Source organism: Nocardioides sp. L-11A (assembly GCA_029961745.1).
Taxonomy (GTDB): Bacteria; Actinomycetota; Actinomycetes; order Propionibacteriales; family Nocardioidaceae; genus Nocardioides.
The window spans coordinates 2,027,485-2,042,897 of record CP124680.1; the positions used below are offsets into that span (position 1 = coordinate 2,027,485).

Here is a 15,413-nt window from a genome sequence, read left to right on the forward strand (position 1 = left end):
GGGTTCTGGTGGCCATCGACTTCGCATCATCCGTGACCGCGGTCCTGGGGGCGACCACGCCCGCCAAGCGCAAGCGCTTCACGGACGGCCTGGGCATCGAGACCGTCGGGGACCTGCTGCGGCACTTCCCGCGGCGCTACCTCGAGACCGGCTCGCTGACCCGGATCGACAACCTGCGCATCGGCCAGCTGCTCTGCGTCGTCGGCGAGATCGCCGCCTGCGACATCAAGACCTACAACGACCGCCGCACCGGCCGCCCGGCCTACCGGGTCGAGGCCATGCTGCGCACCGGCGGGCCACAGCTGAAGATGACCTTCTTCGCCAAGAACCAGGGCACCGCCGGGTGGCATGCGCGCCGGGTCGCCCAGGGCAACCGGGGGGTCTTCCTCGGCAAGGCCGACCGGTTCCGCGACCAGTGGCAGCTGGTCAACCCGGCGATGACGATCTTCGGCATGGGCGACGAGGCGGAGGGGGAGGGGAGCGGGGTCGAGGACGTCCTCGACTTCGGGCCGCTCTTCCCGATCTATCCGCTCACCAAGGGCGTCGAGACCTGGGACATCGCCCGCGCGGTGACCTTCGCGCGCCAGGTGATGGAGCCGGTCGCCGAGCTGCTGCCCGACCCCCTGCGTGACGAGTACGACGTCCTCGGCATCCAGGACGCCTACGACTGGGTCCACCAGCCCGATGACCGCGACCAGGTCGAGCGAGCCCACCACCGGTTCCGGTTCGAGGAGGCGCTGGTGACCCAGCTGGTGCTCGGCCGGCGCCGACGCGCCCGGCGCGCCGTGGGGGCGACCGCCCGCACCGGCGGCGCGGGCGCCCTGCTCGAGGCCTTCGACGACAGGCTGCCGTTCGAGCTGACGGCCGGGCAGGTCGAGGTCGGCCATCGGATCGAGGCCGACCTGGCGCAGCCGCACCCGATGAACCGGCTGCTCCAGGGTGAGGTCGGCTCCGGCAAGACGCTGGTGGCGCTGCGGGCGATGCTGCGCGTGGTCGACTCCGGCGGCCAGGCCGCGCTGCTCGCCCCGACCGAGGTGCTCGCCCAGCAGCACTACCGCTCGATCGTCACGATGCTCGGCGACCTCGCCGACGGCGGCACCATCTTCGGCTCCGGCGAGGGCACCCACGTCGAGCTGCTCACCGGCTCGATGAACAAGTCCCAGCGCACCGGCCCGCTGTCCCGGATCGCCAGCGGCGAGGCCGGGATCGTCATCGGCACCCACGCGCTGCTCCAGGACCAGGTCATGTTCGCCGACCTCGGCCTGGTCGTCGTCGACGAGCAGCACCGCTTCGGCGTCGAGCAGCGGGCGGCGCTCACCGACAAGGCCGCCGCGCCGCCGCACCTGCTGGTGATGACGGCGACCCCGATCCCGCGCACCGTCGCGATGACGGTCTTCGGCGACCTCGAGACCTCGACGCTGAGTGAGCTGCCGGCCGGTCGCGCGCCGATCCAGACCAATGTCGTGCCGCTGGCCGAGCAGCCGGGCTGGATCGGCCGGGTCTGGGAGCGGGTCCGCGAGGAGGTCGGCAAGGGCCACCAGGTCTACGTCGTGTGTCCGCGGATCTCCGGCGACGAGGCCGAGGCCGGTCAGGTCGATGCCGTCGACCTGACCGACCCCGACGACCCCGACGACCCCGACGAGACCGCCCCCAAGCCGCCCGCCGCGGCCGTGGAGGAGGTCGTCGAACGGCTCGCCGGAGGTGCGCTCGACGGGCTGCGGATCGGTCGCCTGCACGGCCGGCTGCCTGCCGACGAGAAGGACGCCACGATGCGGGCCTTCGCCGCGGGTGACCTCGACGTGCTCGTGTCGACGACGGTCATCGAGGTCGGCGTCGACGTCCACAACGCCACCACGATGGTCATCCTGGACGCCGATCGGTTCGGCATCTCCCAGCTCCACCAGCTGCGCGGTCGGGTCGGCCGGGGCGGCCTGCCGGGCCTGGCGCTGCTCGTCACGTACACCGAGGCGGGGTCGCCGTCGCGCGAGCGGCTGGAGGCGGTCGCCTCGACGACCGACGGCTTCGTGCTGAGCCGGATCGACCTGGAGATGCGACGCGAGGGCGACGTCCTCGGCGCCTCGCAGGCAGGCGGGCGCTCCAGCCTGGAGAACCTGCGGGTGCTGCGCGACGAGGACACGATCGTCGCCGCCCGACAGGCCGCCGAGGGGCTGCTCGACACCGACGCCGAGCTCGGCCAGGCCCCGGGCCTCGCGGACGCCGTGCGCGACCTCGAGCGCTCGCAGCTGGCCGACTTCGTGGACAAGTCGTGAGGACGCCCCGATGACCCGCATCATCGCCGGGGTGGCAGGTGGCCGCCGCCTGCAGACCCCCCGCGGCGATCAGACCCGGCCCACCAGCGATCGGGTCCGCGAGGCGCTGTTCTCCGCGATCGAGGCCAGGGTCGGCTCGCTGCACGGCCTGCGCTTCCTGGATCTGTACGCCGGCTCCGGCGCGATCGGTCTCGAGGCCTGGTCGCGCGGGGCGGAGGCGGTCACCCTCGTGGAGTCCGACCGCCGGACCGCCGACCTGATCCGGGGCAACGCCCGCTCCATCGGCTGCGCCGTCGCCGAGGTGGTGGCCCGCCCCGTCGCCGCCGTCCTCGCCGAGCCGGCGCGGGCCCCCTTCGACCTGGTCTTCACGGATCCGCCCTATCCGCTCGACGAGGTCACGGTCGAGGGCGACCTCGCGTTCCTCGCCGCCCAGGGCTGGCTCGCCGAGGGAGCCCTGGTCGTCGTGGAGCGCTCGCGCCGCAGCCCCGAGCCGCGCTGGCCGGCCGGCCTGGAGCCGCTGGCGGGGAAGCGCCGCCAGAAGAAGTACGGCGAGACGAACCTGTGGCTGGCCGAGCAGCACGGGCCCGCTAGCCTCCCCTCATGACCCGTGCGGTGTGCCCCGGCTCCTTCGACCCGGTCACGAACGGCCATCTCGACATCTTCCGGCGGGCCGCCGCGCTCTTCGACGAGCTGATCGTGGCGACCGGCACCAACATCTCGAAGTCGCGCCTCTTCGACCCCGACGAGCGCCTCGAGATGCTCCGCGAGGCCTGCACGGAGCTGCCGAACGTGACGGTGATGGGCTTCACCGGCCTGATCGTCGACTTCTGCAAGGAGATCGACGCCCACGCCATCGTCAAGGGCCTGCGCGGCGGCAACGACTACGAGTACGAGCTGCCGATGGCGCAGATGAACGCCCATCTCAGCGGCGTCGAGACGGTCTTCATCCCGACGACCGCCAGCCTCGGCTATGTCTCGTCCAGCCTGGTCAAGGAGGTCGCCTCCCTCGGTGGGGACGTCGCCGAGCTGGTGCCGCCCGCGGTGCACGCGCGACTCAGCCGGAAGCTCGGCTCGCGGGATGCCTGATTTGGCCGCCCCGAGGGCGCCCCACTAGGATTGCTCTGATCTGTTGTGCCCGGACCTGGAAGCGAACCCCTGAACACTCTGGACCCGAGAGCGCCGCTCGTGCTCGACACCCGCGAGCTCGGACGCCGCCCGGGGTCCCAGCGTCAGGTGTCGCGGACAGTGCCGGCTCCAGCAGATCTGGGCATCGAAGTCCTCTCCGTCCCCGAGGGCGCGCCGGTCGAGCTCGACCTGCGCCTGGAGGCGGTCATGGAAGGCGTGCTCGTCACCGGGACGGCCTCGGCTGCCCTGGAGGGTGAGTGCGTGCGGTGCCTGGAGCCGATCCACGACGACGTCGAGGTGACGTTCCAGGAGCTGTTCGTCTACGACGACATCCGTGACTCCGAGGGAGCCGAGGAGGACGACGAGGTCAGCATGCTCCAGGACGACCTGGTCGACCTGGAGACCGTGCTGCGGGACGCGGTGGTGCTCGCACTGCCGTTCCAGCCCTTGTGCCAGGACGACTGTCCCGGGTTGTGCCCCGAATGCGGCGTGCGACTCGCGGACGAGCCGGACCACACGCACGAGGCTGCGATCGACCCGCGCTGGGCGGCCCTCACGGAGCTGACCGGCGAAGCCCGACAGCAAGACCCCACGGACTGAAGAGGCGCCCGCCCCGGGCGCACCCGAACCAAGGAGAAGACAGTGGCTGTTCCGAAGCGGAAGATGTCGCGCAGCAACACGCGGCACCGTCGCTCGCAGTGGAAGGCTGTCGCCCCGGTGCTGGTCACCTGCGCCAACCCGGCGTGCGGTGCCAAGCACCTCCCGCACCGCGCCTGCGGCACCTGCGGCCAGTACGGCGCGCGCGCCGACCGTCGTCAGGTCCTCTGACCCACCTCCCGGCGAAGGTCAGCGGCATCACCAACTACGTCGAGCTGCGTCGAGCGCTCGGGGATCCCACGCTGGACCCCGAGCTGCTCGAACGCGCGATGACGCATCGCTCCTACGCCTACGAGAACGGCGGGCTGCCGACCAACGAGCGCCTGGAGTTCCTCGGCGACTCGGTGCTCGGCGTGGTGGTGACCGAGACCCTCTACCTGGCCCACCCGGACCTGTCCGAGGGTCGGCTCGCCAAACTGCGCGCGGCGGTGGTCAACGCCCGCGCACTGGCCGGCGTCGCGCGCGAGATCGGGCTCGGTGCCCACATCAAGCTCGGTCGCGGCGAGGAGGCGACCGGCGGTCGCGACAAGGCCTCGATCCTGTCCGACACGGTCGAGGCGGTGATCGGCGCGATCCACCTCAGCGGCGGCATCGAGGTCTCCTCGATCGTCGTGCACCGGCTCTTCGACCCCCTGATCGAGGCGGCCTCCGCGCTCGGTGCCGGCCTGGATTGGAAGACCTCCCTGCAGGAGCTGTCCGCCGACCAGTCGCTCGGCGTCCCGGAGTACGTCATCGAGGACGACGGCCCCGACCACATGAAGACCTTCACCGCCCAGGTGCGGGTCGGCGACAAGCTCTACGGCAACGGCACCGGCCGCTCCAAGAAGGAGGCCGAGCAGGGCGCCGCCGAGACGGCGTACGGCGAGATCGCCGCCGCCCTCGGCCTCGATGCCGACGGCCGCCCGGCCGGCGCCGGCAGCTGAGCTCCCGGACCGCTCCCGATGCCCGAGCTCCCCGAGGTCGAGGTCGTCCGCGCCGGCCTCGAGCGCCATGTCGTCGGCGCCACGATCGCCGCGGTCGACGTCCTGCACGACCGTCCGGTCCGGCGGCACCCGACCGGCGCGTCCGGCTTCGCCGCCGCGCTGACCGGCCGGCGGATCGTGGGTGCCCGCCGCCGCGGCAAGTACCTCTGGCTCCCGCTCGACGACGGCGACGCGATCCTGGGGCACCTCGGCATGAGTGGCCAACTGCTCGTCCAGCCGGCCTCGGCCCCCGCGGAGCGGCACCTGCGGGTGCGCTTCGCGCTCACCGGCACCGACCACGGCCGCGAGCTGCGGTTCGTCGACCAGCGCATGTTCGGCGGCCTGTCCGTCTCGGTCGGCGGTGCCGACCTGCCACCCGAGATCGCCCACATCGCCCGCGACCCCCTCGACCCGGAGTTCGACGACGCCGCCTTCGTGGCGCGGCTGCGCAAGCGGACCTCGGGCGTCAAGCGGCTGCTGCTCGACCAGGGGCTGATCTCCGGGGTCGGCAACATCTACGCCGACGAGGCGCTCTGGCGCGCCCGACTCCACGGCGAGCGCCCCGGCGACCGGCTCACCCGGGCCCAGGCGGTCGAGCTGCTCGCCCACGCCCGCGCCGTGATGAACGAGGCGCTGGCCCAGGGCGGGACGTCCTTCGACGCGCTCTACGTCAACGTCAACGGCGAGTCGGGCTACTTCGACCGCTCGCTGCACGCCTACGGTCGTGAGGCCGAGCCGTGCGACCGCTGCGGTACGCCGATCCGGCGGGTCGCGTTCATGAATCGGTCGTCGTACTTCTGCCCGCGCTGCCAGTCGGCTCCGCGCCGGGCGAGGACGACGGCGGGGACGACGGCGTAGGCGTCAGCGGCGGCTTGGGCTCCCGCGGCACTCGGACGGTGACCCACCGCTTGACCGCGGTGTGGGCCGAGGTGCGCAGGACCCGGACCAGGACCCGGACCCGCCCGGTGGAGGACGACAGGTCGACGCTCGCGGCGCCCTGGTCGTCGAGCTGGTGGATGCCGATCCGGACCAGCCGGCCGTCGCTCGCCCGGCGGCTGACCGTGAACGCGTCTCCTGGCGCGGCACCGAGCGTGTGGACCGAGACGACCGGGCCGGTCGCGCTGAGGGTGAGCGTCGGCTGCACCCCGATCCGGCGCTTGCGGGACTGCAGCACGCGGTCGGGCTCGTCGTCCCCGTCGGTGTCGACCTCGACCCGGATCCGGAAGAAGGCGTTCTCGGCGAGGCTGCCCGTGGCGAAAGTAGCGGCGCCGTCGGCACCGGTCACCGCGGAGCCGGCCTGGCTCCAGCGCCCGGCGGCGGACCGCTGGAACAGATCCACCCGCTCGCCCACCACCGGCTCGCCGTCGTCGAGGACGAGGCCCGTGACACTGGCCCGCCCACCGGTGGCGACCCGGCGTACCGAAGTCGTGACCGAGACGCTCGTCGGCACGCTCTCCGGAGGGCTGGGAGTCCCGGTCGAGGGGTCGCCGGGCGTGCTGCCGGTCGCCGTCGGGTCGGTGGGCGTGTCGGGCGACGCGGATCCGCTCCCGGTCGGAGCCGGTGCCGCGGTGTCGACGGCCTCGCCGGTCGGGGTCTCCACGGACGACTGGGCGGTGGGGGAGTCGCGGTCAGCGGCGCGCGGCGACCGGGTGGCCTCCGGGCTGCGCCGCGCGCCGGACTGCTCGCTCGCCGATGGGCGGGGCTCGGGGGCGGGCCGGGCCGAGCGCGCGGCCGGAGGCGGGGTCGCGGCGCGCTCGGGGGGCACCCCGACGCCACCGAAGGCGTCGTGGGCGATCGCCTGCACCGAGTGCGGCAGCCGCTGGGTGTAGGCGGCCGCCGCCACGCCGCCGGTGAGGGTCACTGCCGCGAGCAGTGCCGCGCCGCTGATGCCGATCCGGCCGATCACCCGGCCGCCGCCGGCGGGGGAGCGGCGGGCGCGTCGATAGGCGGCGACGAAACGCTGCTCGTCGGCCAGCTCGTCGGGGGTGCCGGGCGCGCGCAGCGCCCGGACCAGCGCGGAGTCCTCGAACTCGTCCAGACCGTCCGGTTCCCCGTTCATCTCGTGTTCACCCCCTCGCCCCTCCGGGCCCGATGCGTGCGGGCCAGCTTCTTCAGTGCCCGGTGGACGTTGACCGCCACGGTCCCGGGCTTCTTGTCGACGATCGCCGCGACCTCGGCCACCGAGAGGCCGGCCACCACCCGCAGCATCACCATCTCCGCCTGGGGCGGGGGCAGGGTGGCCACCAGGCGGACGGCCGCGTCGGTGTCGACCCGTTCCAGGGCCGCGGCCTCGGCGCTCGGCGCGGTGCCGATGTCGATGATCTCCGCCGTCGGCGTGCTCGGCCGCGCGGCCCGGGCCCGCCCGGCATCGATGGCGCGGTGCCGTCCCAGCGTGAACACCCAGGCGCGGAACTCCGCGGGGCCGCCCGCGAACCGCGCCAGGTCGCGGACGACGTGCAACCAGGTCTCCGCGGCGATGTCCTCCGCCGTGTCGCGGTCGCGGACCCGGAGGTAGCGCAGCAGGGGCGGATGGAGCAGGCGCCAGACCTCGCCGAACGCCTCCTCGTCGCCGTCGAGGGCCCGTGCCAGCGGCTCGCCGAGCGGGTCGACGGTGCGCTGGGGCTCCCGCGGACTCAGGACGCCTCCTCGCTCGGTGGTCAGGGTGCGGACGGCGGGGAAGTCGGGGACGTCGCCCAGTCCACCCACCGCCATCGATCCTGACACACCACGGTGAGCGGACCGGGTGGTCGATCCATTACACCCGGCCGCGTGTCCCGGCTCTCTTCCCCGGCTGCGCCGGGTGTAATCCCCGGCCACCGCGATCCGCTGTGCTGGGTGTCATGTTCGACGACAGCCAAGGAGTACGAACCATGCACGCGAATCTTCGGCGTACGGCGGGCGCGCTCGCCCTCGTGACGGGTGGCGCCCTGTGGGCCACGACCGTCGTCCCCGGGACGGCGTACGCCGCCGACCCGCCCCTGTGCAACGGCAAGGCCGCGACGATCGTCGGCACGCCGGGCGACGACGTCCTCAACGGCACCGCCGGCGACGACGTGGTCTTCCTGGACGCCGGCAACGACACCTTCAACGGCCTCGGCGGCAACGACACCGTCTGCGGTGGCGACGGCAACGACGTGATCACCACCGGCGCCGGCAACGACTGGGTCGACGCGGGTGCCGGCAACGACACCGTCAGCGTGCTCGGCGGCAACGACACGGTCCTCGGCGGTGAGGGCAACGACACCATCACCGGCGGCGACGGCAACGACACGATCGACGGCGGCGCCGGCGACGACCGCATCGACGCGGGCGCGGGCGACGACAAGGTCAGCGTGCTCGACGGCAACGACGTCGTGTTCGGTGGCGACGGCGACGACACCATCACCGTGAAGGTGCCGGTGGCCGAGATCCACGCCGGTGCCGGCGACGACATCGTCTACGCCACCTACCTCACCAGCATCCTGCGGATGAACGCCGGCGACGACACCGTCGTCTTCGACCGCACCTCGGGTGAGATCAAGGGCGGCAAGGGCGAGGACGCGTTCATCGTGGCCGCGCCGCAGCCCGCGACGGGCGAGCCCGCCGAGCCCGGCCTCAACACCGTCGCCACGTCGCTGATCAAGGGCGGCTCGGGCGTCGACTCCTTCAGCCTCGCGCCGCTGACCACGCCGGTCCGCATCGACGTCGCGGCCGGGCTGGCCAGCTGGGAGGGTGGCAACGCCGTCCGGCTGAAGGGCCTGCAGTCCTACAGCGGCGGTGCCGGCAACGACACGCTGCTGGGCAGCGACAAGGGCGAGACCATCAAGGGCAAGGCCGGCGACGACGTGATCCGCGGTCGCGGTGGCAACGACGTCCTCAAGGGCGGCAAGGGCGTCGACGTCGTCTACGGCGGCGCCGGGCGCGACCGCTGCACCGGCGAGGTCCGCCACAGCTGCTGAGGCGCGTCCCCAGGAACGTGCCGGGAAGGCCCGGTTCGCCGGGCCTTCCCCGTTGCGGCGACCGCGGTCTTCCCGGCACTCCCTGCCCACCTGTCCTCCGTCCCTCGCTCCCTCGCTCCGTCCCCCGCTCCCTCCCGTGGCCACGGCCCGGTGGCAGCGGGGTCCCAGGTTTGACCCGGCTGCCTCGAAGTGGGACTCTTGGAGACGGCCCCCAAGGGCCGACACCCTGTCGAACCGGAAGGCTCAACTTCATGGCCAAGGCGCTGATCGGTCACCTGAACAGCGACCTCCGCGACCCCCGTCTCGCCGTCGAGAACGCTCGGCTGCGCAACCGGGTCGCTGAGTTGGAGTCCCTCGTCCTCCGCCTCTCCGAGGAGAACGACAAGCTGATGTCTGCCCGCGCGGCCGAGATCCTGACCGGCGACGCGGAGATGCAGCCGGCCTGATTTGTTCTGGCCGAGCGTGTCGCCTATCGAGGGCGGCGCGCAGACCCTCCGGGCCCACGCTTGCCCCCGATGCGCTCCGCGCGGGCGCCACGCTGCCGGCCCGAGTTGCTGTGGCCGAGCGTGTCGCAGATCGAGCGACACCGCACGGTCCTCGCTGCGCTCGGACCGCGGGCCCACTCGATGCGGCTCCGCCGCCGTGCGCCACGCTGCCGGCCTGAGTTGCTGTGGCCGAGTGTGTCGCCTATCGAGGGCGGCGCGCAGACCCTCCGGGCCCACGCTTGCCCCCCACGCGCTCCGCGCGTGCGCCACGCTGCCGGCCTGATTTGTTCTGGCCCAGCGTGTCGCCTATCGAGGGCGGCGCGCAGACCCTCCGGCCCACGCTTGCCCCCCATGCGCTCCGCGCGTGCGCCACGCTGCCGGCCCGAGTTGCTGTGGCCGAGCGTGTCGCCTATCGAGTGACACCGTCCTCGCTGCGCTCGGACCACGGGGTTGAGGTCACCGGGCGGGCGGAGCGAAAATGACTGGCGGCGGGTCTGCCCGCGGCCTAGCGTGCTGATCTCGTGGGCCGGGTGATCGAAGCAGTCGTCCCGGCCCGGCTGGGCCCGGGATTCCGCCGGCTGGTGGCCTCCGCCTGGGTGAGCAACCTCGGCGACGGGATCGCGCTCGCCGCCGGCCCGCTGCTGGTGGCCTCGCAGACCCGGTCCCCGGCCCTCGTATCGATGGCGATGCTGCTCGTCGGGCTGCCGTGGCTGCTGTTCGGCCTGCTCGCGGGCGCGGTCGCCGACCGCGTCGATCGCAAGCGGATGGTCGTGGTCGCCAACCTGCTCCGCACGGTCGTGCTCGTCGCGCTCTGCGGCACCATCCTCACCGGTGTGGTGAGCATCGCGCTGGTGCTCACCGCGATGTTCCTGCTCGGCACGGCCGAGGTCTTCGCCGACACCGCCTACCGGACGTTCTTGCCGATGCTCGTCGCCAGGTCCGATCTCGGCATCGCCAACGCGCGGCTGCAGGCCGGGTTCATCACCCTCAACCAGTTCGCCGGCGCGCCGCTCGGGGCCGCCCTGTTCGCGGTCGGGACGGTGGTCCCCTTCGGTGCCCAGATCGGGTGCGGCCTGTTGGGGGTGGTCCTCGTGTCCCGGATCGCGCTGCCGCCCGGTCCGGTCCGCGGGGAGATCGACACCCACGTGCTGCGCGACATCGCGGACGGCCTGCGTTGGCTGGCCGCCCATCCGCCGGTGCGGACCCTCGCACTGGTGATCGTCACCTTCAACATCACCTGGGCGGCGGCGTGGGCGATGCTGGTGCTCTACTCCCTCGACGTGCTGCACCTCGGCCCGATCGGCTACGGCCTGCTGACCACGGCGTCCGCGGCCGGGGGACTGGTCGGCATCGTCCTCTACGGGTGGCTCGAGCGACACATCCCGCTGGCGACCCTGATGCGGGTCTGCCTGGCGCTGGAGGTGCTCATGCACCTCGGCTTCGCGCTCACCCGGGTGCCGTGGGTCGCCGTGCTCATCATGTTCGGCTTCGGGGTCTACGCCTTCGTCTGGGGGACCCTGTCGCAGGCCGTCCGACAGCGGGCGGTGCCGACGGCGTACCAGGGGCGGGTCGGCTCGGTCTACAGCGTGTCGATCTACGCCGGCACGGTGATCGGCAGCGGACTGGGCGGCGTCATCGCGGAGCACGGCGGCGTGCTGGCGCCGTTCTGGTTCGCGTTCGTCGGCTCCGCGATCACCCTCGCGCTGGTCTGGCGCCAGCTCGGCCACATCGCCCACGCCGACGACGCCTCCCACGAGCCTCCCGGGGTGCGCGGATCCGTCGACCCCGCGAGGTAGCCTGAGGCCTGCCGAGCTTCCCCCGCGTCGGACCGACTGCCCGACCCCCGAAGGGAGACCGCGTGTATCTGAAGAGCCTGACCCTCAAGGGGTTCAAGTCCTTCGCGTCCGCGACCACTCTCCAGCTCGAGCCCGGCATCACCTGCATCGTCGGGCCCAACGGCTCCGGCAAGTCCAATGTCGTCGACGCCCTGGCGTGGGTCATGGGCGAGGCCAGCGCCAAGAGCCTGCGCGGCGGCAAGATGGACGACGTCATCTTCGCCGGCACGTCGGGACGTCCGCCGCTCGGTCGGGCCGAGGTGGTGCTGACCATCGACAACTCCGACGGCGCGCTGCCGATCGAGTACTCCGAGGTCACCATCAGCCGGACCATGTTCCGCACCGGCGGCTCGGAGTACGCCATCAACGGCACCACCTGCCGGCTGCTCGACGTGCAGGAGCTGCTCAGCGACTCCGGCATCGGTCGCGAGATGCACGTCATCGTCGGGCAGGGGCAGCTCGACCAGATCCTGCACGCGACGCCCGAGGACCGCCGCGGCTTCATCGAGGAGGCCGCGGGCGTCCTCAAGCACCGCAAGCGCAAGGAGAAGGCGCTCCGCAAACTCGACTCCACCGAGGGCAATCTCCATCGGCTCAACGACCTGCTCAGCGAGATCCGGCGCCAGCTCAAGCCCCTGGGGCGGCAGGCCGAGGTCGCCCGGCGGGCGGCAACGGTCCAGGCCGATGTCCGCGACGCCAAGGCGCGCCTGCTGGCCGACGACCTGGTGAGCGCGCGCACGTCCCTGGAGCAGGAGCTCGCCGACGAGAGTGTGCTGCTCGCCCGGCGCGCGGAGGTCGAGGGCGGCATCACCACCGCCCGTGACCAGGAGGCCACGCTCGAGGCCGCGCTGCGCGAGGACCTGCCCGCGCTGTCCGCGGCCCAGGAGACCCTCTCCTCGCTGACCGCGCTGCGCGAGCGCTTCCGCGGCACCCAGAGCCTGGCCGCCGAGCGGGTGCGCAACGCCGCCGGCGCCGAGGCCGACGGTGAGCAGACCGGCGCCGGCCGCGACCCCGACGAGATCGAGGCCGAGGCGGAGCGACTGGCCGTCCAGGAGGCGCAGATCGCCGGTCAGGTCGCCGATCAGCAGACCGCGCTCGAGCGGGCCGTCGCCGACCGCCGCGCCGCCGAGGAGGCCGCGGCCAACGAGGAGCGCCGGGTCGCCGGCCTGCTGCGCGCCGCCGCCGACCGCCGCGAGGGCCTGGCCCGGCTGCACGGTCAGGTCAACACGCTGCGCTCGCGCGCCCACGCCGCGGAGGAGGAGATCGGCCGCCTGGAGGCGGCCCGCGCCGACGCCACCGCCCGCGCCGAGCGGTCCCAGCGCGACTTCACCGCCCTGGAGACCAGGGTCGCCGGCCTCGATGCCGGCGAGGAGGGCCTCGACGCCGAGCACGAGGCGGCCGTCGCGGCGCTCGACGACCTCGACGAGCGGCTCACCAAGGTCCGCGAGGAGGCCCAGCAGGCCGACCGCGACAAGGCCGGCCTCAGCGCCCGCAAGGAGGCCCTCGAGCTCGGCCTGGCCCGCAAGGACGGCGCCGGCGCGCTGCTCGCGGCCTCCGACACCATCTCGGGCCTGCTCGGCTCGGTCGCCGCGCTGGTCAGCGTGCGGGGCGGCTACGAAGGCGCCGTGGCCGCCGCGCTGGGCGCCGCCGCCGACGCCGTCGCGGTCACCGACGCCGACACCGCCGTCGCCGTCATCGACCACCTCAAGGCCGACGACCTCGGCCGGGCCGGGCTGCTGCTCGGTGGGGGAGAGGCCGAGACGACGGGGTCCTGGCCGGCGCTGCCCCCCGGCATGTCGTACGCCGTCGACGTGGTCGAGTGCCCCGCGCAGGTCCGGCCCGCCCTCAATCGCCTGCTGCGCAAGGTCGCGGTCGTCGACCACCTCGACGCCGCGCGTTCGCTCGTCGCCGACCTGGCCGACGTCGTGGCGGTCACCCGCGACGGCGACCTGCTCGGCGCCCACTTCGCCTCGGGCGGCTCCCACGCCACCCAGAGCCTGATCGAGATCCAGGCCGCGGTCGACGAGGCCACCGGGTCGCTGGCCGACGCGGTCGCCGCCGCCGAGCGGCTCGGGTTCGACCTCGCCCGGCTCGAGGCCGAGCGTGCCGAGGCACGTCAACGCGTCGACGTCGCGCTCGCCCGCCTGCACGAGTCCGACGCCACCCTCGCGGCGGTCGCCGAGGAGCTGGGCCAACACGGCTCCCTGGCCAGGGCCGCCCGCGCCGAGGCGGAGCGGATGACCGAGGCGATCGCCCAGGCCGAGACGTCCCGCGAGCAGGCCCTGGTCGGCCTCGCCGAGCTCGAGCGGCGCCTGGCGAGCGCCGAGCAGGACACCGAGGAGGAGCCGGACACCACCGAGCAGGAGCGGCTCGTGGAGGCGACCCGGGCAGCCCGGCAGACCGAGATGGAGTGCCGGCTGGCGTTGCGCACCTCGGAGGAGCGGGCCCGCGCCCTCCACGGCCGGGTCGACCAGATGCGCAAGGCCGCCGCGGCCGAGCGGCAGGCCCGCGCCCGCGCGGCCGAGCGCCGCGCCCGGCTGATCGCCGAGGGCCGCGCCGGCCGGGCCGTCGCCGCGGCGGTGGGCTACGTCCTGGACCGCCTCGAGACGTCGATCGAGGAGGCCACTCGGCGCCGGCAGTCGGTCGAGGACTCCCGCCGCGGTCGCGAGCAGGAGCTGATGGCCGTCCGGCAGACGCTGCGCGACCTCGACCGGGAGCACCAGGAGCTGGTCTCCTCCGTGCACCGAGACGAGATGGCCCGTGCCCAGCAGCGGATGCGCATCGAGCAGATCGAGACCAAGGCGCTCGAGGAGCTCGGGCTCGAGCCGGCGGGCCTGGTCGCCGACTACGGCCCGGACCAGCCGGTGCCGGTGCTCGAGTCGCCCACCGAGCAGACCGGTGAGCAGACCGGTGAGCAGACCGGTGAGCAGACACGAGACGGCGGGGATGGTGGTGTCGCCACCGAGGGCGAGGCCGATCCCGCGCCGCGCACGGTGCCCTACGTCCGCGAGGAGCAGGTCAAGCGACTCCGGAGCGCCGAGAAGGCCCTGGGCATGCTCGGCCGGGTCAACCCGCTGGCGCTCGAGGAGTTCACCGCGATGGAGGAGCGCCACCAGTTCCTCTCCGAGCAGCTCGAGGACCTGCGGGCCACCCGCAAGGACCTCCTCGACATCGTCAAGGACGTCGATGTCAAGGTCGAGCAGGTCTTCACCGAGGCCTACGCCGACGTCACCAGGGCTTTCGACCAGACCTTCGCGCGACTGTTCCCGGGCGGAGAGGGCCGGCTGGTCCTGACCGACCCCACCGACATGCTCACCACCGGCATCGAGGTCGAGGCCCGCCCGCCGGGCAAGAAGGTCAAGCGCCTCTCGCTGCTCTCCGGCGGCGAGCGCTCGCTGGTCGCCGTCGCCTTCCTGGTCGCGCTGTTCAAGGCCCGCCCCTCGCCGTTCTACATCCTCGACGAGGTCGAGGCCGCGCTCGACGACACCAACCTCGGGCGGCTGCTGGAGATCTACGAGGAGCTGCGCGAGAACTCCCAGCTCCTCGTCATCACCCACCAGAAGCGGACCATGGAGGTCGGCGACGCGCTCTACGGCGTCACGATGCGCGGCGACGGCGTCTCCGCGGTGATCAGCCAGCGGCTGCGCGACGAGTCGGCATGACCGGCCCCGACCGCAGCCGACCCGGCCGGTCGGCGTACCGCGCCTGGCGGACCGCCACGACCCGCTGGTCCGACGACGACGTCTACGGTCACCTCAACAACGCGCGCTACTTCGACCTCATCGACACCGCGGTCAACGCGCACCTGCACGAGGCGACGGGCACCGACATCCGCCGACTGCCGGCGATCGGGCTGGTCGCGGAGGTGTCGTGCCGCTACTTCGCCGAGATGGGCTACCCGCGCCCGATCGAGCTCGGACTCGCCGTCGAGCGGCTCGGCACGTCGTCGGTCGTCTACCGCATCGGTCTCTTCCAGGGCGACCCCGACGGCGAGGGTGCGCTCGCGTCCGCGGAGGGCCGCTTCGTCCACGTCTACGTCGACGACACCGATCCGGCGCGCCCCTCGACCCCGATCCCCGACCTGATCCGCGCCGCCGTCGAGCCGCTGGTGGTGTGACCTCCGCCGCTCCCCGCGGGAGTG

At 73.3% G+C, this 15,413-nt stretch carries 14 protein-coding genes; 12 read left to right on the top strand and 2 right to left on the bottom strand.

The window, feature by feature from the left end; genetic code table 11:
• Window positions 1-8 precede the first annotated feature (8 nt).
• The 7 genes from QJ852_09505 to mutM all read left to right on the top strand — a co-directional run bounded on the left by QJ852_09505 (window position 9) and on the right by mutM (window position 5,872).
• Entirely contained in the window at window positions 9-2,270 is a 2,262-nt protein-coding gene (locus tag QJ852_09505; protein ID WGX98668.1) for an ATP-dependent DNA helicase RecG, read from the top strand.
• 10 nt (window positions 2,271-2,280) lie between these two features.
• Window positions 2,281-2,874 carry a 16S rRNA (guanine(966)-N(2))-methyltransferase RsmD gene (gene rsmD, locus QJ852_09510; protein WGX98669.1) on the top strand — a complete coding sequence of 198 codons (594 nt, stop codon included), beginning with the start codon at window positions 2,281-2,283 and terminating at the stop codon, window positions 2,872-2,874.
• Window positions 2,871-3,356: a pantetheine-phosphate adenylyltransferase gene (gene coaD, locus QJ852_09515; GenBank protein WGX98670.1), complete on the top strand. Its 486-nt coding sequence runs from the start codon at window positions 2,871-2,873 to the stop codon at window positions 3,354-3,356. The genes rsmD and coaD overlap by 4 nt, the downstream gene beginning before the upstream one ends.
• Before the next feature lie 69 nt (window positions 3,357-3,425).
• Entirely contained in the window at window positions 3,426-3,995 is a 570-nt protein-coding gene (locus tag QJ852_09520; GenBank protein WGX99439.1) for a DUF177 domain-containing protein, read from the top strand.
• A 42-nt stretch (window positions 3,996-4,037) separates the two neighbouring features.
• Window positions 4,038-4,223 (top strand): 50S ribosomal protein L32, encoded by a 186-nt coding sequence (rpmF, locus tag QJ852_09525; GenBank protein WGX98671.1) that lies wholly within the window; start codon window positions 4,038-4,040, stop codon window positions 4,221-4,223.
• Between the two features lie 98 nt (window positions 4,224-4,321).
• Window positions 4,322-4,975, top strand: coding sequence for a ribonuclease III (gene rnc, locus QJ852_09530; GenBank protein ID WGX98672.1), 654 nt, complete (start codon window positions 4,322-4,324; stop codon window positions 4,973-4,975).
• 18 nt (window positions 4,976-4,993) lie between these two features.
• A complete protein-coding gene (gene mutM / locus QJ852_09535; protein ID WGX98673.1) occupies window positions 4,994-5,872 on the top strand; it encodes a bifunctional DNA-formamidopyrimidine glycosylase/DNA-(apurinic or apyrimidinic site) lyase in 879 nt (292 codons plus the stop codon).
• On the opposite strand, the gene QJ852_09540 is transcribed toward mutM, so the two are convergent.
• Both QJ852_09540 and QJ852_09545 read right to left on the bottom strand, forming a co-directional pair.
• Window positions 5,790-7,073 (bottom strand): hypothetical protein, encoded by a 1,284-nt coding sequence (locus QJ852_09540; GenBank protein ID WGX98674.1) that lies wholly within the window; start codon window positions 7,071-7,073, stop codon window positions 5,790-5,792. The genes mutM and QJ852_09540 overlap by 83 nt on opposite strands.
• Window positions 7,070-7,720: a sigma-70 family RNA polymerase sigma factor gene (locus QJ852_09545; protein ID WGX98675.1), complete on the bottom strand. Its 651-nt coding sequence runs from the start codon at window positions 7,718-7,720 to the stop codon at window positions 7,070-7,072. The genes QJ852_09540 and QJ852_09545 overlap by 4 nt, the downstream gene beginning before the upstream one ends.
• A 164-nt stretch (window positions 7,721-7,884) precedes the next feature.
• Here QJ852_09545 and QJ852_09550 point away from each other — a divergent pair, with 164 nt between their 5' ends.
• From QJ852_09550 to QJ852_09570, 5 genes are all read left to right on the top strand, one after another.
• The gene (locus tag QJ852_09550) at window positions 7,885-8,952 is read left to right on the top strand and encodes a calcium-binding protein (protein WGX98676.1); all 1,068 of its coding nucleotides are present in this window, start codon (window positions 7,885-7,887) and stop codon (window positions 8,950-8,952) included.
• A 251-nt stretch (window positions 8,953-9,203) separates the two neighbouring features.
• Complete coding sequence (locus tag QJ852_09555; GenBank protein ID WGX98677.1) at window positions 9,204-9,398, top strand: hypothetical protein; 195 nt, start codon at window positions 9,204-9,206, stop codon at window positions 9,396-9,398.
• A 569-nt stretch (window positions 9,399-9,967) separates the two neighbouring features.
• Entirely contained in the window at window positions 9,968-11,233 is a 1,266-nt protein-coding gene (locus tag QJ852_09560) for an MFS transporter (GenBank protein ID WGX98678.1), read from the top strand.
• 62 nt (window positions 11,234-11,295) lie between these two features.
• Window positions 11,296-14,934, top strand: a complete 3,639-nt coding sequence (gene smc / locus QJ852_09565) for a chromosome segregation protein SMC (protein ID WGX98679.1) — start codon at window positions 11,296-11,298, stop codon at window positions 14,932-14,934.
• Window positions 14,931-15,389 carry an acyl-CoA thioesterase gene (locus QJ852_09570; protein ID WGX98680.1) on the top strand — a complete coding sequence of 153 codons (459 nt, stop codon included), beginning with the start codon at window positions 14,931-14,933 and terminating at the stop codon, window positions 15,387-15,389. Before smc ends, QJ852_09570 begins: the two co-directional genes overlap by 4 nt.
• Window positions 15,390-15,413: the final 24 nt, after the last annotated feature.

Excerpts from the sequence above, each read along its gene's own strand:
- rsmD (WGX98669.1), top strand. The coding sequence starts at position 2,281 with ATGACCCGCATCATCGCCGGGGTGGCAGGTGGCCGCCGCCTGCAGACC.
- coaD (WGX98670.1), top strand. The coding sequence starts at position 2,871 with ATGACCCGTGCGGTGTGCCCCGGCTCCTTCGACCCGGTCACGAACGGC.
- rnc (WGX98672.1), top strand. The coding sequence starts at position 4,322 with ATGACGCATCGCTCCTACGCCTACGAGAACGGCGGGCTGCCGACCAAC.
- mutM (WGX98673.1), top strand. The coding sequence starts at position 4,994 with ATGCCCGAGCTCCCCGAGGTCGAGGTCGTCCGCGCCGGCCTCGAGCGC.
- QJ852_09540 (WGX98674.1), bottom strand. The coding sequence starts at position 7,073 with ATGAACGGGGAACCGGACGGTCTGGACGAGTTCGAGGACTCCGCGCTG.
- QJ852_09550 (WGX98676.1), top strand. The coding sequence starts at position 7,885 with ATGCACGCGAATCTTCGGCGTACGGCGGGCGCGCTCGCCCTCGTGACG.
- QJ852_09555 (WGX98677.1), top strand. The coding sequence starts at position 9,204 with ATGGCCAAGGCGCTGATCGGTCACCTGAACAGCGACCTCCGCGACCCC.
- QJ852_09570 (WGX98680.1), top strand. The coding sequence starts at position 14,931 with ATGACCGGCCCCGACCGCAGCCGACCCGGCCGGTCGGCGTACCGCGCC.